The 21,861-nt window shown below is 47.5% G+C and carries 14 protein-coding genes; 8 read left to right on the plus strand and 6 right to left on the minus strand.

Features of this window, described 5'->3' with window-relative positions; genetic code table 11:
- Positions 1-75: 75 nt before the first annotated feature.
- Positions 76-279, minus strand: coding sequence for a type II toxin-antitoxin system RelE/ParE family toxin (locus CR164_RS13325; RefSeq protein WP_420820786.1), 204 nt, complete (start codon positions 277-279; stop codon positions 76-78).
- A gap of 37 nt (positions 280-316) precedes the next feature.
- Positions 317-589, minus strand: a complete 273-nt coding sequence (locus CR164_RS00010; protein WP_110021878.1) for a CopG family ribbon-helix-helix protein — start codon at positions 587-589, stop codon at positions 317-319.
- A 745-nt stretch (positions 590-1,334) separates the two neighbouring features.
- On the opposite strand from CR164_RS00010, the gene CR164_RS00020 reads away from it, so the two are divergent.
- The 4 genes from CR164_RS00020 to CR164_RS00035 all read left to right on the plus strand — a co-directional run bounded on the left by CR164_RS00020 (position 1,335) and on the right by CR164_RS00035 (position 8,752).
- Positions 1,335-4,943 (plus strand): DUF3683 domain-containing protein, encoded by a 3,609-nt coding sequence (locus tag CR164_RS00020; RefSeq protein WP_110022265.1) that lies wholly within the window; start codon positions 1,335-1,337, stop codon positions 4,941-4,943.
- Positions 4,944-5,122: 179 nt separating this feature from the next.
- A complete protein-coding gene (sbtA, locus tag CR164_RS00025) occupies positions 5,123-5,383 on the plus strand; it encodes an SbtA family thio(seleno)oxazole RiPP natural product precursor (RefSeq protein ID WP_110021880.1) in 261 nt (86 codons plus the stop codon).
- A 330-nt stretch (positions 5,384-5,713) separates the two neighbouring features.
- Entirely contained in the window at positions 5,714-7,294 is a 1,581-nt protein-coding gene (gene sbtM, locus CR164_RS00030) for a thio(seleno)oxazole modification radical SAM maturase SbtM (protein WP_239994407.1), read from the plus strand.
- Positions 7,295-7,528: 234 nt separating this feature from the next.
- Positions 7,529-8,752: an LL-diaminopimelate aminotransferase gene (locus tag CR164_RS00035; RefSeq protein WP_110021881.1), complete on the plus strand. Its 1,224-nt coding sequence runs from the start codon at positions 7,529-7,531 to the stop codon at positions 8,750-8,752.
- A gap of 107 nt (positions 8,753-8,859) precedes the next feature.
- Here CR164_RS00035 and CR164_RS00040 read toward each other — a convergent pair whose 3' ends face one another.
- The 3 genes from CR164_RS00040 to secA are packed head-to-tail and all read right to left on the minus strand — an operon-like array spanning position 8,860 to position 15,885.
- Positions 8,860-10,455, minus strand: a complete 1,596-nt coding sequence (locus CR164_RS00040) for an NAD(P)H-hydrate dehydratase (protein WP_110021882.1) — start codon at positions 10,453-10,455, stop codon at positions 8,860-8,862.
- Positions 10,456-10,461: 6 nt separating this feature from the next.
- Positions 10,462-12,744 (minus strand): phosphoribosylformylglycinamidine synthase subunit PurL, encoded by a 2,283-nt coding sequence (gene purL, locus CR164_RS00045; RefSeq protein WP_110021883.1) that lies wholly within the window; start codon positions 12,742-12,744, stop codon positions 10,462-10,464.
- Positions 12,745-12,777: 33 nt separating this feature from the next.
- Positions 12,778-15,885 (minus strand): preprotein translocase subunit SecA, encoded by a 3,108-nt coding sequence (gene secA, locus CR164_RS00050; RefSeq protein WP_110021884.1) that lies wholly within the window; start codon positions 15,883-15,885, stop codon positions 12,778-12,780.
- Between the two features lie 217 nt (positions 15,886-16,102).
- Here secA and CR164_RS00055 point away from each other — a divergent pair, with 217 nt between their 5' ends.
- The 4 genes from CR164_RS00055 (at position 16,103) to CR164_RS00070 (ending at position 20,311) form a co-directional block, all read left to right on the plus strand.
- Positions 16,103-17,173 (plus strand): DHH family phosphoesterase, encoded by a 1,071-nt coding sequence (locus CR164_RS00055; RefSeq protein WP_110022267.1) that lies wholly within the window; start codon positions 16,103-16,105, stop codon positions 17,171-17,173.
- A gap of 70 nt (positions 17,174-17,243) precedes the next feature.
- Entirely contained in the window at positions 17,244-18,761 is a 1,518-nt protein-coding gene (locus CR164_RS00060; protein ID WP_420820787.1) for a leucyl aminopeptidase, read from the plus strand.
- 9 nt (positions 18,762-18,770) lie between these two features.
- Complete coding sequence (locus CR164_RS00065; protein ID WP_110021886.1) at positions 18,771-19,475, plus strand: esterase/lipase family protein; 705 nt, start codon at positions 18,771-18,773, stop codon at positions 19,473-19,475.
- Positions 19,457-20,311: a Cbp1 family collagen-binding glycoprotein adhesin gene (locus tag CR164_RS00070; protein WP_110021887.1), complete on the plus strand. Its 855-nt coding sequence runs from the start codon at positions 19,457-19,459 to the stop codon at positions 20,309-20,311. The genes CR164_RS00065 and CR164_RS00070 overlap by 19 nt, the downstream gene beginning before the upstream one ends.
- Here the strand turns inward: CR164_RS00070 and CR164_RS00075 are convergent.
- Entirely contained in the window at positions 20,292-21,782 is a 1,491-nt protein-coding gene (locus CR164_RS00075; RefSeq protein WP_110021888.1) for a dicarboxylate/amino acid:cation symporter, read from the minus strand. The genes CR164_RS00070 and CR164_RS00075 overlap by 20 nt on opposite strands.
- Between the last annotated feature and the right edge of the window lie 79 nt (positions 21,783-21,861).

The raw sequence follows: 21,861 nt of genomic DNA on the forward strand, positions 1-21,861 counted from the left end.
TTTTTTCTGGTCATAGCTGTTCTCCTTTTTACATGATAGGAAACTATGACCGTTTACACACTTTATCTCACAGACTCACACTGAAAGCACGGTGACGACCTGTTGCCGTGCCGTATAAACGACCAGAAAAGGACTGTTTGTAAAGAACAGTTCACGGGTGTTCTTTACTCTGCCTGGTCGGCCTGATTGTGGGTATTCTGAGAGCTGTCCGTTGGTTTTCTGGATGATCGAAAAAATAATCTTGCTTGCTCTCGTCCGGGTGTACTCTTCTGCGATCATGTACGCCTCGATCTCTTGGAGTCGCTTCTGTGCTTTTTCAGTCCACTGAACCTTCACTCTTGCGCCTCCATTCCTCCTCGATCTCCTCTTGTGAAACGACTCGTCCGTGTTCGAGGTCTTCCAACCCTTCCTGAATGCCGGCTATCTGCCATTCGTTGATATCCAGATAGTGACTGATGGCTTCCTTGAAAACGAACGTCTTGTTTCGGTTCAGAGCCCGGGCAAGCCTCTCGATCCGCTTTTTCTCACTGGAGGCGATACGAAAGCTGATCTGCTCCCGTTTCTCAGTTTTCTTTGTCGGTATGCTCATCGTTGCTGGTATTTTGTATTTCACTGAAACACAAAATACCAAATAGTGCAGATGAATGCAATACAGGTGGTAAAACGGTAGTGGTATTTGGAAGCTAAGAAAACACTACAATATCTTCATCCTTGAGCCTTCGTTACAGAGCTCAGTTTGACTGGACAAATTGAGTTTTTGATCAAGACGATGAGTAAGAACCACAGTATCAGTATCGGAAAAACTGGTCCTATAATTGGGGAGTAGCTAACAGGTACTGAAAATTGTAAAATAAAATTTCTTATATGAATAAGTTACTGATTGCGCATTCAAAAATAGTTCTCAGTGTTACATTTTGAGCAATGGGCAAAGAGTGCTGATTTTGTTTTGCTGCTCATCTTCATGCCTGAGCCGGAAAGCCAGCTTTTTCAGAAAACGAGTATGGATGCCGCATCAGGTTCGGCATGACATTCAAAACAGCTATCAGGCTAACAAGCCATCTCGCTATTGAGCTATCCAGCCAACAAGCTTTCCATCCACTTTTAACTTTTTCCTTTTGACCTTTGACTTTTTACCCCAGCCTTTTCCCCTACGAATGAATTTTCTAAGCTTTTTATCGGTTTGCTCTTGTACTTCCGTTTGGTTTGTCAGTGAACCTTCATGGATATGAGCATAATTTTTCTGATATTTGGCTGACTTCAAGGCTAACTATCAGGTGCATTGAGCTTTAAGCAGAAGCTCGGATTTAGTTATTGTTATTGTGGATACAACATCAGTGCGAGAAATACCATATAATTATACATCTGCGACTGACCGACAGCTTCTTTCCTATCTTCTTGGAGAGGATAGCGTCAGAATGCTCGATGAACTCAGAGATCTCCGGGTTACCGGGCGTTCGGCAAGGCTTCTGATGCGCATTATCGGTGGAGTGCTTATCCATCGGAGGAATCCGTATCTCTTTCAGGAGCTTGTCAATTCTCCGGCGCGCAGAACCAGGCTGTTACATCAGGCTTTCAAGGATCTTGATACCATCGAGAGTTCTGCAAATGGAGAGCAGCGGGTATTGTCGATCGTGGCGGCTCTCAGAGCGCTCTTTGATGAATTCCAGGCTGAGGTTGAGCGGGTCCCGGAGTTCAGAAGACGTTTGAAGAGAGAGTTCGGAGCGATTGTTGGTGGAAAAAACGTTTTGTTCGATCCTTTTTCGCTGGTTGCTCATGCAACCGATGCCACTGACTGGCGTCTGCATCTTCCGGTTGCCGTTGTCACTCCTGATGATGAGGCTCAGGTGGCTCCATTGTTACAGGTAATAGGAAAGCTGGGGCTCAAAGCTATTCCCCGCGGCGCTGGAACCGGTTTGACCGGAGGAGCGGTTCCGCTTCGGCCCGATTGCGTGATCATCAATACTGAAAAGCTTGACAGGGTAAGGGGGATTGGCCAGCGCCAATTCGAGCTTGATGGCGGGGATAGTGTTTCCGCTCCGGTTATCGAGGTTGAGACTGGTGTCGTTACCGAAAAAGCCATGGATTATGCCGCTGAGCACGGGCTTGTGTTTGCCACGGATCCGACAAGCGAATGGTCTTGCACTGTCGGCGGTAACATTGCAGAAAATGCAGGAGGAAAGAAAGCGGTTCGCTGGGGGACCTGCATCGACAATCTTCTTGAGTGGGAGATGGCGATGCCCTCGGGAGAGCGCTGGAGAGTTCGCAGAACCGATCACAGGCTTCGCAAAATCCTGCCTGAAGATACCGTTACCTATGAGGTTCTGGACAGTAAGGCGAAATCAATCAAGCAGATACGGCTTCAGGGTACCGATATACGTAAAAAGGGACTTTGGAAGGATATTACCAATAAGACACTTGGGGGGGTTCCGGGTTTGCAGAAAGAAGGAACCGACGGTGTGATTACTTCAGCGTTGTTTGTTCTCTACCCGAAGTATGAGGAAACGACAACACTCTGCCTTGAATTTTTTGGTCCCGATATGGATGAGGCAAGCTGTGTTATCGTTGAATTGTCGCGTATTTTCCCTCTTCCGAAAGATGATTCGGAGGCATTGCTTGCTCTGGAACATTTCGATGACGAATATATAAAAGCTATTGATTACAAGGTCAAAGCCGCTCGAACAAGCATGCCGAAAGCGGTGCTTCTGATCGATATAGCCGGGCATGATCGGGATTCTGTGCAGGAGGGAGTGAAAAAAGTGGAACGACTGCTCGAAAAGCATCCCAACACCTTGCTTTTTATTGCCCGTGACGCTGAAGAAGCGAAACGTTTCTGGGCCGACAGGAAAAAGCTCAGTGCGATTGCAAGGAGAACCAACGCATTCAAGCTGAATGAAGATATCGTTATTCCTCTCGATGCCCTTGCTGAATTCGCCCGCTTCGTCGATGCTTTGAATATCGAGGAAGAGCGGTACTCCCAACTTGGTTTTATCGATAGCGCTCTTGCTTTGCTTCACGATGTTACTGTTGAGGAGGATGGTGACCAGTTTGCGGCGAAGATGTCTCCGGCGGATGAGTTAAGTGCGGTGACGAGAGAAAAGCTGAAGACGGCCGATGAAAACGCTCTACGTTCTCTTTCGGAAATACAGGAGTTCAGAAATAAGCTCAATGAGCTTTTTCACGGTTATCCCCATATCGTGTCGGCGCTTGACGATTCGTTTCAGTATGTCAGGGACCGGCGCATTGTCATTGCGACACACATGCATGCCGGTGATGGCAACGTTCACGTCAATATTCCGGTTCTGTCGAATGATCAGCCGATGCTTCGCCGTGCCGATCATGTTGTCGACAAGGTTATGGAAAAAGTTGTTTCGCTCGGTGGTGTTGTTTCCGGTGAGCACGGTATCGGTGTTACAAAGCTCAAGTATATGGACAAGGCGCGGATCGATGAGCTTTCTGCATACAGAAAGACAGTCGATCCTGACCGGATGATGAATCCTGGAAAACTGGATAATCTCGAGGTTCTCGATCATATCTTCACTCCTTCCTTCAATCTTCTTGAGCTCGAAGCTCAGATTCTCAAAAGGGCCAAGATCGAGGAGTTGTCCAAGCATGTTGATTTTTGCATTCGTTGTGGCAAGTGCAAGACAGATTGTTGTGTTTTTTATCCTGCACGAGGGATGTTTTACCATCCGAGAAACAAGAACCTCGCAATTGGTTCGCTCATAGAAGCCTTGCTCTACGTGGCTCAGCGTGAACGGTCAACGGAGTTTGAGCTGCTTCAATGGCTGGAGGATGTTGCAGATCATTGCACCATATGCCATAAATGCCTGAAGCCCTGCCCGGTCGATATCGACACAGGAGAGGTATCCGTTCTCGAGCGTGATATTCTTGAATCGAGGGGGTACAAGCATTTTTCCGCTGTTACGCAGATGACATTGAAATATCTTGAAAGTCGCTCACCCCTTGTCAACAAGATGTTCCGTAAAGGCGTTTTGCGTGCTGGCAGTGCAGCATTACGTGCTGGTAACAGGATTACACAGCCTCTGCAATCGATGGAAGCTCTGTCTTCTTTTTACCCACTCAAGATGGTGAGTTCGGCGGCGCCTCAGGTGCCCGATGAAACATTGCGTGATCTCATTCCACATTGCGATCCGGATCAGGCGCTGATTTTCGAGCCGGAGAAAAATGCTGTTGCAACGGTTTTTTATTTCCCTGGTTGCGGATCGGAAAGACTGCATTCATCCATTTCAATGGCATCGATTCATCTGCTTCTCGAAACATCTGTGAGGGTTGTGCTGCCGCCTCCTTTTCTCTGCTGCGGATTTCCTGCTCATGTGAATGCCCAGAACGAACAGCATTCAAAAATTGTGCTACGCAATACGGTGATCTTTACCCAGATTCAGGAAATGCTGGCTTATCTGGATTTCGATGCATGTGTGGTTTCCTGCGGGACATGTATGGAAGCGCTGGATGGAATGGAGACAAGAAAACTGTTCGGTGGAACCATTGTAGATGTCATGAGCTATGCGGTTTCTCGGGGGCTCAGACTGAATGGTGACGAGCATTGCATGTACCATGCACCATGTCATGATTCGCTTGGGGGTAAAGCTTTGGAAAAATTGAAAGCGTTAGGTGGGTTTGGAAATGTGACCCCGATCGATCACTGCTGTTCGGAAGCTGGAACACTTGCTCTTTCAAGGCCTGATATTACCGATTCAATGCTGCAGCGTAAAAGAAGTGCAATCAGTGAGGTAAAGGAGGAGACAGGGGAAACCGTTATTCTGACCAACTGTCCTTCATGTGTTCAGGGACTTGGAAGAAACAGGGATCTGGGTGTGGAGCCGCGTCATATTACTGTTGCAATCGCTGAAATGATATCCGGTTCAGTATGGAAAAGCCGCTTTAAGGACCAGGCTCTCAAAGCGACGGCCGTAAGGTTTTAGGGGTGTGAATTCGTGCCCGGACGAGGTGAGCATCCGGTGATTTTTCGGCCACCAAGAGTGGTCTGCACATGAGATTTTGTTCGTTCCTGTTTCATTTATGTATATTGATAGTATGAGTGTGTATGCCTCTGATATGGTGTTAACAGTTCTCATCAACCGAAAACAGAGGAGTGAGACCTATGGATAAAAATGCAATGAAAAAAGTTCTTGCCGGTCTGAGTATTGCCGGTCTTGTGACAAGCGTGACCCTCACAGGATGTCAAAAGGCTAACGGTAGCTGTGGTGCAGGAAGCTGTAGTAAAACCGAGAAGGTCGAGGGCGAAGATGCTGCGAAGGGAACCGGTTCGTGTTCAGGGATGGAAGATACTTCAGCTCACGGTACAGGGTCGTGCGCCGGTATGAAAGACGGCAAAGCGGCTGGTGAGGGCTCGAACGAGTAGCATTCATATCGTAGACCAGAGTTCTGAACACTTTTTTTGACTCCCAGAAAGGCTGTCTCGGTTTTGCTTTTGAGACAGCCTTACGGCTATCGAGCAACTTTCGTCAGTCGCCTGAAGAGAGTCTGTTCCCCCCTAACCAAAAAGGTAAACGTCAAGAACGGATCTCCAGGAAAGGCTCGATGATGGCAGAAAAGAGAAACCGTGCAATCCTTTTCAGAGAGTCTCGTCCCCTGTTCTCTCTACCGTGTTTTTCCTGTTTTGTATCCCGATAGAATCTACATTGGCGATAAAGGGGACGTTACATATTGATTTTGACGCGAGAGTGAATCTATGGTTACAGCAGCTCCTGTTGAAAAGATTTTTCCCCTGACACTGATGCATGGGGGAGGGAATGGCATTTTGTCGAGTACACAAATGCAGCAATCTTATGGAGCGAGTCCCGAAAAATTCCTGGATTTTCTCCGTAGCACCTTTCTTCGTTCTTCAAAGTTTGCTTTTCTCGCCGATCTGGCCAGTGTCGAATATGCCTGCTGGAACGTAGAGCATATGAATAAGGATTTCAGCCGTCCGTCTCATGGTGCGGTTATCAATCCATTGCTGCAGATTGTTCCGGTAACCAATGATATAATCCCGTTTTTCCGAGAGCAGATATCGCTGCAGCCAGATACTATCGAGCAATATGAGGGCTGGATGCTTGTATGGAAAGGGCCGGAGTCGGGAAAGCTTTATGTTGAAAAAGCAGACGAGCAGATGCTGCTTGCTCTGAAATTTCTCTCGGAGGAGGAGCCTGAACTGCAAGGATACCGTCTGAGAATTGTCAATCAGGCTATCGATTACGCTGCGCGTAAAGGTGTGGTTCTCAAAGCGCCTTATCTTGTATCACGTATTCTCCAAGGGTTCCCTGAGGGAGAAAAGATCCCCAAACGTTACTTTACTGCATCGGCTTTTACCTTGCAGTGGCACATTACCAATGCGTGTGATTTACATTGCAAGCATTGTTATGACAGAGAGAAACGTTCACCACTGACAGCTGATCAGGGGCTATGGATCATCGATGACTTTGAACGTTTTTGCCGGGAGAAGAATGTGCGGGGCCACATTTGCTTTTCAGGTGGAAACCCCTTCATGTCACCACATTTTTTCCGTTTGTACGCAGCTGCAATAGATAAAGGATTTGCAACCTCTCTGCTCGGTAACCCTGTAGATGCAGATGCCTTGCAACGTCTCTGTGATATCGGTACACCTGAATATTTTCAGGTCAGTATGGAAGGACTTGAGGCGCACAATGATTGTATCAGAGGAGAAGGTTACTACCGAAGGGTGATGGAGTTTCTCGATCTTCTTCGGAAAAAAGAGATCTCTTCAGCCGTTATGTTAACTCTTACCGATGCGAATCTGGATCAAGTGCTTCCTCTTGCAGAGATATTGCGGCACAAGGCTGATTATTTCACGTTCAACCGTCTTTCCCAGGTTGGTGAGGGAGCGGGCCTTTCACTTCCAGGCAGGGATGCTTACAGGCGGTTTCTCGAAAAGTATGTTGCTGCGGCTGATGGCAATCCGGTGATTGGTCTCAAGGATAACCTTATCAATATTCTTCGTGAGCATCGAGGATTGTCACCTTTTGGAGGATGTACAGGTTTCGGATGTGGTGCGGCGTTCAATTTCGTGGCACTTCTGCCTGACGGAGAGGTGCATGCTTGCAGGAAGTTTCCCTCGCTGATCGGCAATATTCTTCAGCAAGATTTTTTAACCTTATACGAGTCATCGGAAGCGCAACGGTACAGAAAAGGGCCTGAGGCCTGCCAGACATGCAGGCTTCGTCCGGTTTGTGGTGGATGTATGGCTGTTGTTTACGGTATGGGGCTTGATCCTTTCAAAGAAAAAGATCCTTTTTGTTTTATCGGTGAATAACTCCAGGGATTCGGATTGAACCGGGACAGGCGGAGCGTGGTTGTGGATGTTGGGCGGTATGGCTGGCGGGAAGGAGGTTATCTCTTTGCGAGAGACGTACAATCCGGCTATTTGTTTTTGATGTTTGATTTTCCGGATTATGCTTGTAATAGGCGGCAATAATCTATTTGTCGTCTCATTCTTTTTCTTTAAGATTAGTTTTTGTTTTTCTATGAATTTGTTACTGAACAAGGCATGTTTGATGAAATTGAGTTTGAAAAGATAAAACGGCTTCCAAAATACGTTTTTGCTGCTGTTGACGAGCTGAAGATGGCCGAAAGGCGGGCTGGAGAGGATGTAATAGATTTTTCGATGGGAAATCCCGACGGTCAAACACCCCAGCATATAATCGACAAGCTTGTCGACAGCGTACAGAAACCAAGGACACATGGATATTCTGTTTCAAAGGGTATTTATAAACTTCGTCTGGCAATCTGCGGCTGGTATCTCAAAAAATACGGAGTCGAGCTTGATCCGGATAGTGAAGTTGTCGCGTCGATGGGGTCGAAAGAAGGGTATGTAAACCTTGTACAGGCTATTACAAATCCTGGCGATGTAGCCATGGTTCCCGATCCATGTTACCCTATCCACTCCCAGGCTTTTATCCTTGCCGGCGGCAATGTCCATCGGTTCAGGCTTGTTCTGAACGATGATTTCTCGCTTGACGAAGAGGCATTTTTTCGCAATATCGAAACGGCCATGCGCGAGTCGTCACCGAAACCGAAGTATCTGGTAGTGAATTTTCCCAACAATCCGACAACCGCGACGGTTGAGCTTGACTTTTATGAGAAGCTTGTCGAAATAGCCCGGAAGGAGAGGTTTTATATCATCAGCGATATTGCGTACGCGGAGATAACTTTCGATGGCTATCGTGCACCCTCGATCCTTCAGGTGCGGGGTGCCAAGGATGTTGCCATTGAAAGCTATACCCTTTCAAAAACCTATAATATGGCTGGTTGGCGGGTCGGGTTTCTTGTCGGCAATCCCAAGCTTGTCGGGGCGCTCACAAGAATCAAAAGCTGGCTTGACTATGGAATGTTCACTCCGATACAGGTTGCTTCAACCATTGCGTTGAACGAGGATCAGAACTGCGTTGACGAAATAAGAGAAACGTACCGAAAACGCAGGGATGTTCTTGTAAGAAGCTTTGCAAATGCCGGTTGGCATATCGAGAAGCCGAGGGCCTCGATGTTCGTGTGGGCAAGAATACCGGAGCCCTTCCGTGAAGCCGGCAGTCTGGAGTTCAGCAAAGAGCTTTTGAAGAAAGCGAAGATAGCAGTCAGTCCCGGTGTAGGATTCGGGCCTTATGGTGATGAATATGTCAGGATGGCGCTGATTGAAAACGAAGAAAGAATTCGCCAGGCTGCACGGAATGTCAGGAAGTTTCTGAAATCGCAAGATGTGGTTGGGCAGGATTGAAGAGACCTGAATACGGATGGATCGATATAGCCATCTCTCCTAAGCCATTTCGAGGTTCCACTAATATTCCCAGAATGCAGCATGACTATCTTTTGCTGCCGAACCGATCATTCCGGAAGTTCTTCGATATCGAACGCTTCGCCGATAGCGGCAGGGATGGCACCGAGTACATCTTCGGACGATACGAGGCTTGAAACATCGCTTGCAAGATCGCCGGCACGGCCGTGGAACCATGCCGCAGCACCGCCGGCGTGGAAGGTGTCGATGCCTTTAGCTGCAAATGCGCCGATCATGCCGGAAAGTACATCTCCCGTTCCGGCTGTCGATAAGGCTTCTGTTCCGGTGTTGTTGATAAGGACGTCTCCCGAAGGTTGAATGATGCAGGTGGGATTGCCTTTCAGCAGCAGATTTACCTTGTTTTTTGCGGAAAACCCGCGAGCGGTGTCCAGAGGGTTGGCCATTATTTCATCGACAGTAAGGCCGGTGAGTCTGCTGAATTCGCCGGCATGAGGAGTGAGCAGAATATCTTGAAAATTCTGCTTGTCAAGAGAGAAACCGTTTTGCGAAAGGGCAAAAAGAGCGTCTGCATCGAGGATAAGCTTTTTCGATACAACAACCGGATCTGTAAGGAGCTTCTGTACCAGTGAAATTGTTTCCTTTTCCCTGCCAAGTCCGCATCCCATGACGATTGCATCCGCCCAGGAGGCTTTTTCACGGAGAGAACCGAAGTCTCTGCCGATTACCGTTGCAGGGGGAACATAGGTGTGTAATGGTCCTGCCAGTTCTACTGGCAGCGAGACGCAGACATAGCCTGCTCCACTGTTGACAGTGGCTTTCGTGGCAAGCAGGCAAGCCCCGAGCATGGAGCTCTCGTTGTGCTGCGAGCCGGCTATGACGAGCAGTTTACCGTTATTGTGCTTGGCTTCTCCCGGATCACGGAGAAGGAAGTTATCAGAGGCAAATTCTTTATCGATAAGATGGCACTTTGATTGCCGTACAAGAAATTCAGGGATCGAAATTTCTGCAATATGTACATCTCCGCAAACTCCAGGTCCTGAATTGAAGAAAAAGCCGGTTTTCAGATAAGCCATGCTGATGGTAACGTCAGCGTGTACCACAGGAGAGGATGCATAGCCGGTGGTGGCGTCAAGTCCGCTGGGGAGGTCAAGGGAAACGGTAACGGCCTGGCTTCTTTCATGGATACTGTTGACGAGTTCCGCGGCATGTTTGACAGGGGTTTTGAGTGCATCGCCTTCTGTTTTCAGATTCAGACCCGTTCCGAGAATAGCGTCGACAATGCCGTTGTAATGCCGTTCAGCCACGAAAGGCAATGCTTCTTCGTGGCTCTTGAAAATCCGGATGCTTTCGGTGTTGGCGGAATAGGCTTCCAGAATTGCAAGGCCTTTCCGGTTCAGTGCCGAAAAAGTTTCAGGAGGATAAACAAGGATCAGATCGACAACTGCCCCAAGATTGATCAAATGCCTCGCAAGAACAAAGCCGTCCCCGCCGTTGTTGCCCTTTCCGCAGACAATCAGAAATGCGAACCCATCGAGGCCCGTTTCTTCGGCGGCAAAACATTTACGGATAATCCGGGATGCTTCACGCCCGGCAAGTTCCATGAGCCTCGATTCGTCAGTATGCAACTGTTCAATGGCAGCCTTGTCGGCCCGGCTCATTTCTTTAGCTGTCAGAATCGGTTGCATGAATTGTCAGATTGTTTCAAGTTCGTCGAGATGTAACGCTTCCTCAAGAGCCTGGTAGTAGGCCAGAGACAGCTCTTCAGTGGCGAATGAAAGTGTTTGCCTGCCGTTGATCTCTATCGATGCGTTTTTTTCCCTGACCTGACCAATGACTTTTGCTGCAATGCCATGATTGTTTGCCATGTCGATCACCTTTACGGCGTTTTCGGGAGCAAGGCTCAGGAGAACACGTCCCTGGGCTTCGGAAAAAAGAAGCTCCTGAATGAATGAACTGCTTTGCTCACTCGATTCAAGGTCGACTGCAAATCCGAGAGGGTTGTGTTGTTCGAGTACGGCTTTCTCGACAAGCGCAGTGAACAATCCACCATCTGAAATGTCATGTGCGGAATGCAAAAGACCTGTTTTTGCAAGAGAAACAAGAAGCTTTTGGAGCTTGTGTTCATGATTCAGGTCGAAAGAGGGTGCATCTTGACCCTGGGTTCCGTATTGCATGACAAGATATTCGGAGCCATCGAGCGTCAGTTCCGGGTCTCCGAGCAGAAGAATCGCATCACCGGGATTTTTGAACGTTGAACCGGTAAGGTGATTGATGTTGTCGAGAAGTCCGATCATGCCGATAACAGGAGTCGGGTAGATCGCTGTGCCGGTGAGAGACGATTCATTGTAAAAACTCACATTGCCACCGGTAACCGGAGTGTTGAACGCTCTGCAGGCTTCTCCCATTCCTTCGACAGATGCCTTGAACTGATAATAGACATCGGGTTTGTAAGGGTTGCCGAAATTCAGACAGTTGGTTATGGCAAGGGGAGTTGCTCCTGAACACGCGATATTTCTCGCACATTCGGCGACAGCGATCATACCACCTCTTTTCGGATTGAGATAGACATAACGGGCATTACAGTCCGTTTTCATCGCTATTGCTTTTTGCGTTCCCTTGATGCGGATGACTGCGGCATCGGTTTGGCCGGTGGACGTGACGGTATTTGTCTGAACCATGGAGTCGTACTGCTGATAAACCCATTGTTTACTTGCGATATTCGGGCTGGAGAGGAGCTGAAGGCTCACTGAACGCAGGTCGAGCGAGCTGTCCGGGGCGAGATCTGCTTGAGGAGTGTCAGGTTTTTTTTCGAGAGCTTCCCGAATATAAACCGGAGCTCCGCCTCCAAGTACGAGCGATTCGGCCGGTATTTCAGCAACCACAGAGCCATGATGACGGACCCTAAGAAGGTTGTCCGTGGTTACTTTGCCTATCACAACCGCATGAATATCCCATTTTCTGTATACATCGATGATTTCCTGCTCAAATCCTCTGGCTGCGACGATGAGCATTCGCTCCTGTGACTCGGAAAGCATAATTTCGTAAGCACTCATATCGTTTTCGCGAACAGGAACGAAATCCAGGTCTATTTCTATCCCGCCGGTGCCGTTTTTTCCGATGCCTCTTGCACTCATTTCCGAGGTGGAGCTGGTAATTCCTGCAGCACCCATATCCTGAAGGCCGACAACATGCCCGGTGGCAATTGCTTCAAGCGTCGCTTCGAGAAGGAGCTTTTCTGCGAAAGGATCCCCGACTTGTACGCTGGGTCTTTTGTCCTCGGAGGCTTCGCTCAGATCTTCGGAAGCGAAGGTCGCTCCGTGAATACCGTCTTTTCCTGTAGCTGATCCGACAATCAGCACCGGGTTTCCTTCTCCTTCGGCAGTTGCACTGACAGTGTTGTCGTGTTGTACAAGACCGACAGACATTGCATTGACAAGGGGGTTACCGGTATAACAGTCTTCGAAATAAATTTCTCCACCGACAGTGGGGACACCGAATGAGTTACCGTAATCACCAATGCCTCTGACAACACCATCGACGAGGTAGCGTACTCTCGGATCTTTGGGTGAACCGAACCGAAGGGAATTCAGTGCGGCAACCGGTCTTGCTCCCATGGTGAAAATATCGCGGTGTATACCGCCCACGCCGGTTGCCGCTCCCTGATAAGGTTCAACAGCGGAGGGGTGGTTGTGCGACTCGATTTTGAATGCAACGGCAAGGTTGTCACCGATGTCGACAAGTCCTGCATTTTCCTCTCCCGCCGAAGTGAGCAGGGCTCCGCCTTCCCTGGGAAGTGTTTTCAGAACAGCGATAGAGTTTTTGTAACTGCAATGTTCCGACCACATAACAGAGAAAATACCCAGCTCGGTAAACGTAGGGTTTCGTCCGAGAATATCGAGAATATTGCGGTATTCCTCTTCATTGAGTCCGTGTTCCTTTGCAAGATCGAGCGTTACTTCAGGTTCCGTGTGCATGATGTTTATAGGTGTTGTTTTCTGCTTAAGACCTTACTTGCCACAGCAATTTTTATATTTTTTTCCACTTCCGCACGGGCATGGATCATTTCTGCCAGGGGTTTTTTCCGCCCGTACAGGCTGTTGAGGCTGTTCAGCATTTTCTCTGGTATTGCGACTTTGCGTCTTTCTGTCCGGCCTTCCTTCTGTCTGTGTATTTCCGGGGCTGTCATAGGCGGTTTTCGCTTCATCGTGACGGGCAACAAGGCGATCCTGCCGTAGCTGCGATTTTTGGCGTTCAGCTTCGATCTGTTGCTGAGCTTCCTCGGTTACCGGGAAAAGCTTGAATGCAAGTGAAAGGGTTTCATGCTCTATCTCACCAAGCATACCGACAAAGAGCTTGTATGCTTCCTGCTTGTATTCGAGAAGTGGGTCTTTCTGGCCGTAAGCCCTGAGGTTGATTCCTTCCTTGAGTGTGTCTATTTCCCTAAGGTGCTCCCTCCATTTCAGATCGATGACGTTCAGAACAGCGTATTTTTCGATCTGCCGCATAATCTCTTCCGGGATGGCGGTTTCTTTGCGTTTATAAAAATCAAGAGCAGCGGTGTAAAGGGCTTCAGCGGTTTTTTCTACACCGTCGGATTCAAAGGTTGCTTTTTCTATCCGGAATTCCACCGATAGATCTTTGAGAACCTGTTCCTCGAGACCTTGGACATCGAAGTCTCTGGAGTACTTATTGACGATATTTTCCGAATAATCATGAAGCAGGTCGAATATATCGGCAGTCAAGCGTGTTTTAATCAGTGCGCCGCGCCGCCGTTTGTAAATAACGTCACGCTGCTGGTTGAGTACATCATCGTACTCGAGAAGTCGTTTTCGAATCGAGAAGTTTTGCTCTTCCACCTTTTTCTGAGCCCGTTCAATCGATTTTGTCACCATGGAATGTTCGATGACATCCCCTTCTTCATGACCGAGTTTATCCATGACGGAAATAACCCTGTCCGAACCGAAAAGCCGCATCAGGTTATCTTCGAGAGAGACATAAAATATCGATTCACCGGGATCTCCCTGTCGACCCGATCGGCCTCGAAGCTGACGGTCGATTCTTCTTGACTCATGCCTTTCCGATCCGAGGATAAAAAGGCCGCCCATTTCTTTTATCCCTTTGCCAAGCTTGATGTCGGTACCTCGTCCTGCCATGTTTGTTGCAATGGTAACGGCACCCTTCTGGCCTGCGGAAGCGACAATCTCGGCTTCCCGGTCGTGCTGTTTCGCATTGAGAACATTGTGCATCACTTTTTTTGCACGCAACATTCGCGAAAGGGTTTCGGAAACTTCGACGCTGGCGGTACCGACAAGTACCGGCTGGCCTTTTTTCTGCAGTTCCATAATTTTGCCGGTAATGGCTGCGTATTTTTCCCGGCGTGTCTTGAAAACAAAATCATCCTGATCTTTTCGGATAATCGGTCTGTTCGTCGGAATGACGACCACATCCAGCTTATAAATATCATAGAATTCAGCCGATTCCGTCTCGGCCGTTCCGGTCATACCCGCAAGTTTTTTATAGAGACGGAAAAAGTTTTGAATGGTGATTGTAGCGAGGGTTTGTGTTTCACCTTCTATCTTGACGTTTTCCTTTGCCTCTATTGCTTGATGGAGCCCGTCACTGTAACGTCTTCCTGGAAGAATACGGCCGGTGAACTCATCGACGATCATAACCTGAGCGTTCTGAACGACATACTCATCATCTTTTTCGAAAAGCGAATATGCTTTGAGTAGCTGGCTGATGTTGTGAAGCTTTTCCGAACGTTCGGAAAAAAGCCGGTACACTTCGTCTTTTTTACTGATTCTTTGCTGGGTATCGAATGACGGGTTGCTTTCTATCGCCGCTACTTCAGCGCCAACATCAGGCACGAGGAAAAGGTCACTGTCCTGTTGGCTAAGCTTGCTGAGAAAGTCACGTCCCTTATCAGTCAAATCAATCGATCCTGATTTTTCATCGATAGAGTAGTACAGTTCGTCATCGACTTCATGCATACGTCTTGCGTTGTCCTTGAGATATTCATTTTCAACACCTTGCATGAGTTTTGCCATACCTGTTTGCGACAATACTTTTATCAGGCGGCTGTTCTTCGGTTGACCTCGTTTTGCACGAAGGAGATCAAGACCTGCCTCGAAGTTGCCCGGATCATCCCTGACAATTTTTTCTGCTTCAGTGAGGTATCCTGCTATCAGATTTTGCTGGGTCTTGACCAGGCGTTCAATCCAGGGTTTGATTTCTGTGAATTTTCCTGTATCGGAATTCGGAACCGGTCCCGAAATGATCAAAGGGGTTCGCGCTTCATCAATAAGAACGCTGTCGACTTCATCGACAATAGCGAAATAGTAGTCCCGCTGAACAAGTTCATTGGGTGATCCAGCCATATTATCCCGGAGATAATCGAAACCGAATTCGTTGTTTGTACCGTAGGTTATATCGCATTGATATTCTTTTTTCCGTTCATCAGGTCGCATGCCCGCAAGAATGACTCCGGTTGTCAATCCGTGAAATTCGAATATCGGGTTCATCCACTCCCGGTCACGCTGGGCTAGATAATCATTGACGGTAACAACGTGAACGCCTCTTCCGGTAAGGGCATTGAGAAATGCCGGCAATGTTGATACCAGGGTTTTACCCTCACCTGTCGCCATTTCCGCTATTTTTCCCTGGTGCAGAACAATTCCTCCTATCAGCTGAACATCGTAGGGAACCATGTCCCAGGTCATGGGATGTCCCATGACCTCATAGGTATGTCCTTTCAGTCTTCGGCAGGTATCTTTTACAATGGCAAATGTTTCAGGCAGGATTTCTTCGAGTACGGCTTTCGTTTCGTTTTCATACATTGCCTCGAGTTCGTCAAGCTCCCTGTTTATGCTTTCAACCTGGTTTGGGGCAATGTCGGGATTTTCGAGCTTGTTTTGAAGATCGTTTTTCTGTTCCTCAATTTTACCCAGCTTTTTTTGCAGGCCGGATTTGAGGGCTTGGCTTTTTTCACGTAGCTTGTCGTCACTAAGCTCTTGAAGTGTTCTATATGTTTCGTTGATACGGTCAACGAGAGGCTGGATTTTTTTTACGTCCTTATCGTGTTTCGAACCAAATATTTTTTCAAAAATTTTAAGCATCCGATACAATCAGTATATGGTTATTTTCCAGTAATAAAAGAACTTGAGAAAATTCCTGGGGTATAATTTCCGAGAGATTTTCCATGTATAATTGTTTTATAAGGTATTGAATTACCCCTTGAGAAAAAAACAGCATTTTGGCGCTTTTTCTTGAAGGTTTGTCAACGGGATAATTTAGCAGTAAATTAAATATTCCGATAAATTGAACTATGAGCTGATGATTATACCTGAATATGGACGAAGGCTTGATGAAAACGAGTGGGCACCGTGTATCGATATGTTGCTTTCCGGTGAGCATATTGTTCTTACAACGCACATGAATTCCGATGGAGACGGTCTTGGTAGCGAGGTGGCCCTTGCCGCTGTTTTAAAAACCCTCGGTAAAAAAGTGTCGATTGTCAATCCTACAGAAGTTCCTACCAATTATAACTTTTTACGAAATATTGCCGATATAAGCGTATTCGACGAGCAGGGTGAAGATCTGATCGAAGAAATTTCACTTGCCGATCTGGTGGTGCTGCTGGATGCAAATCTGAGTGAGCGTATGGGCAGCATCTGGAACCATGTGAGCTTTGCTCGTGAGCTTGGCAAGCTGGAAGTACTTTGCATCGATCATCACCTTGATCCTGAAGACTTTGCTGATCTGATGGTATGTGAGACCTACGCATCGTCGACAGGAGAGCTTATGTATGATCTCATAACGGCAATGGAAGTGCATGTTGGAAAAAAGCTGATCACACAGGGTGTCGCGGAGGGACTGTATGTGGCTGTCATGACCGATACCGGGTCTTTTCGATTTCCCAAGACAACTCCATATGTTTATGCTCTTGCAGGCGACCTGGTTGCGAAAGGCGCGGATCCGAACGAAATATACGACCAGGTATACAATTCTCTCAAACCCCAGGCTCTCAGGCTTCTTGGGGCTGCACTTTCTGAAATCAGACTGATCGATGGCGACAAGATTTCCTGGCTGTTTATCTCTCAGGAAATGCTCAACGAAACAGGCAGTAAACTTTTTGACACCGATCTCATCATCAAATATCTGCTGGGCGTTCGGAGTGTTCGGATTGCCGTTCTCATGGTTGAAATGCAGGATGGCAGAACAAAAGTGAGTTTCAGGTCGAGAGGGGATGTTTACGTAAACAGGATAGCTAAAAAATACGGAGGTGGGGGGCATAAGAACGCAGCGGGTTGCCTCCTTCGCTATGCGCCCGAAAAGGCAACTCAGATGATTCTTTCCGAAGTGAGAAGTTTTCTGAAAAGTTCGGAAATCGTTAATAAAAAGTGATACAGACTCATACAGTGACGTGTAAGACCCGTTGCTTTTGTGTCCATGCACAAACAAAAAGAATGCCATGCTGAATATAACGGTAACAAAAAGTTCGCTCAAAAATCTTAAAAGTGATCTGCTCGTTATGCCCTTTACGGTAAAAGAGCTCAGGAGAGATGCTGAAAAGGCGTTTGAAGCTTTTGGGCTGGACAAAGGGGCCTTGAAGGATTTCAAGGGTAAGTCTGGTGATTCGCTTGTATTGTATTCAGGCGGTTCAAAGCTGAAAGCACCCAGGGTTCTGCTGTTGGGTCTCGGAGAGATGGGCGAAGCTGAGGATCTGCGTAAATCGGCTACAGCTGTCGCTCGTCATATAAAGTCACTGCGAGTGAAAAACCTCGTACTGGACTGTTCCTCGGTTAGTTCCTGGGCACATTCCATCAAGGAATCAACCAGCATGATGGCAGAACTTTTTGTCGACTCGATTCTTTACGGTTTGTACAGTTTCGATCGTTTGAAGAGCGGTAAACTCGAAAAGAAGAAAGGAAAAGAGAAAGAAGAAAAAGCTCGAATTGGAGAACTGAAGATCCGTGTCAATGCAGGAAATGTGAAAGATGTGGAGGACGGTGTCCGTTCTGGTCGGATTATCGCTGACGCAAGATGTTTGGCTCGTGACCTTGTCAATCTGCCGGGCAACCTGCTGAATGCTGAAGATATCGCTGAGGCTGCCAGGAATTCGGCTGAGAAATCCGGTTGTAAAGTTACGGTTTTTCATAAAGAGGAAATTGAAGAGCTTGGCATGGGTGGGCTTCAGGCCGTCAATAAGGGGAGTTATGCTCCTCCGACATTTACGGTTTTGGAGTATGAACCGGCCGATCAGCCGGTCGCAACCGTTGCCCTTGTCGGCAAAGGAGTTACCTTTGATTCGGGAGGCATATCTCTTAAGCCTTCGAGCGCAATGGATGAGATGAAGTGTGATATGGCAGGCGCGGCATCAGTTATCGGGACTGTTGAGGCGGTTGCTCTGCTGGGTCTGCCTTTACGTGTCATAGGTTTTATTCCGGCTACGGACAACATGCCGGGGGGAGCGGCACAGACCCCTGGTGATGTTATTACTACATATTCAGGCATTACGGTCGAGGTAGGCAATACAGATGCCGAAGGCCGGCTTATACTTGCTGATGCGCTCTCCTATGCGGTTCAAAAGTATGAACCTGATGCTGTTATCGATCTTGCGACGCTGACCGGTGCGTGTATTGTGTCTCTGGGATATTCAGTGGCAGGGCTTTTCAGCAATAACGACAAATTTGCAGGGAAGATATACGAAGCGGGCAGGAAATCAGGTGAAAAGGTATGGCGTATGCCCACCTGGGTAGAGTATGACGAGCTGATTAAATCGGAAGTGGCGGATGTTCACAATGCAGGGGCAAAAGGCGCTGGATCGATCACGGCTGCAAAGTTTCTTGAAAAATTCATCAACGGTCACAAGACTTGGGCACATCTTGATATTGCGGGTCCTGCTTTTTCTGCCAAGAAAGGGAAGACAATCCCGGGGGGGACAGGATTTGGTGTTCGGTTGCTTGTAGATCTTCTCAGAGACTGGGAGTAGTTATAGAGAATGAGCCAAACATCTCAAAATCCGGTTGTGATTCTCCCTGGCGTTCTTTTCTGGGACAACCTTTACGCAGGGATGAAAAAGGCACTTGCTGCCTATGTTCCCGAAGAAAAAATTGCTGTTGTGCCGGTCAATATTCTTGACTGGATAGGGTTTCCGCCCTCTCCCGAACAATCAACCAATCGTGTGATGGCTGCTCTTGACCGGACAGTTGCCTCGGTACAGCAGCGTTATCCTGATGAAAAAATAACGATTGTGGCGCATAGCGGTGGGGGAACGGTTGCTTTGGTTTACCTTCTTGAGCGTCCCTTTCAGGGAGATGTTTACAAGCGTAGCTCTTCAGTTGGGAAACTGATTACATTGGGAACACCCTTTCAGACAACAGAGTATTATGCAAGGATAAAAACCGATTTTATACGCAAACATCTTTCTCCGGGCTTCTTTGACAGATGCAAGATTGTATCCGTTGTCAGCGACCGCTACACCGGTTCACTGGAGAAAGGCATTGTAGAAAGGATGTGCTACATGTTTTATAAAAATGTTTCGGAGCAGGGGAACATTGCCGGTGACGGTATCGTGCCGGTAAAAAGCTGTTTTTTGAAAGGAGCGAAAAATGTCACAATTTCGGGGATAGAGCATCTTCCTACACCCCATACAACCTGGTATGGCACTAAAGAGGGGATCGAACAATGGGTACAATGGTTGTAAGAAAAAATACCGGCCATTTCTTTTTCATCGTATTCCTGCTGTTCATTCAGCTGTTTACGGGGTGTGGCAGATCCGAAGAAGAGACGCAGTCCCAGCAGCAGCATATTGACTCCATGATGACCATTCTGACGCAGGTTCAGAAAAATCTCGGCAGGATTCAGCAAAAAGAGGCGGTTGTCGAAAAGCTTTCGTCAAACATCGAAAAACAGGAGGGCAGCAGTGTCGATCAACTCGGCAAGGATATTTATGCCAGTATTCGTTTTATCGATTCTACCCTTGCAGCCAGCAGAAATCTGATTCAGAAGCTCGAAGAAGAAAACATGAGTTCGGCTTACCGCATAGAATCTCTCGATAATCTGGTTGCCGAGATGCGTAACACGCTCGAGGATAAAGACAGAGAGATCCGTGAACTCAAGGTAGAAGTTCAACAACTCGATGCAAGAGTGTCTGAACTGTTGGAGACAGTCGATGTCCTCGATGAGTTCATTCTCGAACAGGAAGATATTCTTTCCTACGCATACTATATATCGGGGAGTTATGATGAGCTGACAGAAAAAGGGATTTTGTCGAAACCGGGTAGTCCTTTATCGACAATTTTCGATACCGACTACTATCTTGCGCAGGATTTTGACGTTTCGCTTTTCAAAAGGATCGATATCACGGAGACAAGAGACCTTTATTTTAACAAGTCGGTAAAGAATCTAAGGATCATAACACCCCATACAAAAGGTTCTTATGAACTTGTCGGGGGCAGAACTTCTTCGTTGCTTCTTATCACGGATGAATCTGAATTCTGGAAAAAATCCCGCTGTCTTGTCATCGTGACGGATGATTAGATCGTAAAACGTATCTGTCGATAACCTTTGCCCCGATGCTGTCACCCCATACATTGATCGTTGTTCTGCAGCGGTCGAGGAACCAGTCGATAGCAAGGATAAGCGATATCCCTTCAATAGGTAGGTTGACGGCTTTCAGCACGAGCACCATCGTTACCAGTCCCGCCTCGGGAATTCCCGCTGCACCAACCGCTGCGAGTGTTGCAGTAAGAAAAATGATGGTGAGTTCAGGCGGTCCAAGAGTGATTCCGTTCATCTGCGCTATGAAAATAACCGCAACGGCTTCATAAAGTGCTGTTCCATCCATATTGATCGTTGCTCCGAGAGGAAGAACAAATCCTGCAGTACGTGGAGAAACCCCGTTTTTCTCTTCTGCACATTCCACGGTTAATGGCAGGGTCGCTGAACTCGAGGCTGTTGAAAATGCAGTCAGGAGTGCCGGGGTGGTGTTGTAAGCAAAGCGTCCCACGTCGGTTTTGCCGAAAAGTTTAAGAATAAGTGGTAAAATGATCATACTGTGGATCATCAATCCCGTAATAACGGTAAGAGCATATTTTCCAAGCTGGAGTAATTCAGGCAGGAAACCGGTAAAACCTCCTGCCTCACCAAGTCTACCGGCAATAAGGGCTCCAATGCCGACAGGTGCTGCATACATGGCGAGGTGAATGATTTTCATGATCGCTTCGTTAAGACCATTGAAAAAATCGATCACCGGTTTGCCTTGTTCACCAAGTGTCGATAGCACCGCACCAAGAAGAAGTGAAAAGGTTATAACAGGAAGAATGTCATTTTCCGACATGGCTTTAAAGAGGTTTGCCGGGATCAAGCCGGTCAGTACTTCCTTCAAAATATCTGTTATGCCTCTTTGTTCTTGCATAAACCTCTCTGCCGGAAGCTTGTCGATGGCGATGCCTTTCCCCTTTCCCGTTAATGAAACAGGGTTGTTTTTGTTCTTTCTCCACGTTGAAACCTCGATGATGTTCCCTTCATGCTGTGAGGTGATTTTGCCCGAGATATCGCGGTCGAGCAGGATTATGGAATAGGATGAAGAGTATTCTTTCGATAAAGAAACACCGTCAATGACGACGGTGTTCCCTGTAACGGTGTACGGAGCATCCTGTACGACGACGCCTCCGCGTGTTTCAATTTGCTGGGTTGTCGAAGCAAATTGTCCCGGATGAATGATTATAACCAGCAAGATACCCGTCAGAACGGAAAGTGCGGTCGTCCCCAGGTAGTAGAAGATTGTTCTGAAACCAAGAGGGCCGAGCTTTCTTACATCTCCGAACCTGCATATGCCGCTTATCATTGCTGCAATAATGAGCGGCATGACGATCATCATCAGGAATTTGATGAACAGGTGGCCGATAAAATGAACCTTCAAACCCGCTTCCGGATAGATTCCGCCAAGGAGAGAGCCTGCGACAATTCCGGCGACTATACCTGCAAGTAGTTTATTATTGTTTCGCAACCTCTTGTATTATTATGACTTTTTTGTGGTAACCCTGTATAATGAAAGTACCGTTTTTCTTATAATTTTTATATAATAT

Source organism: Prosthecochloris marina, from assembly GCF_003182595.1.
GTDB lineage: Bacteria > Bacteroidota > Chlorobiia > Chlorobiales > Chlorobiaceae > Prosthecochloris > Prosthecochloris marina.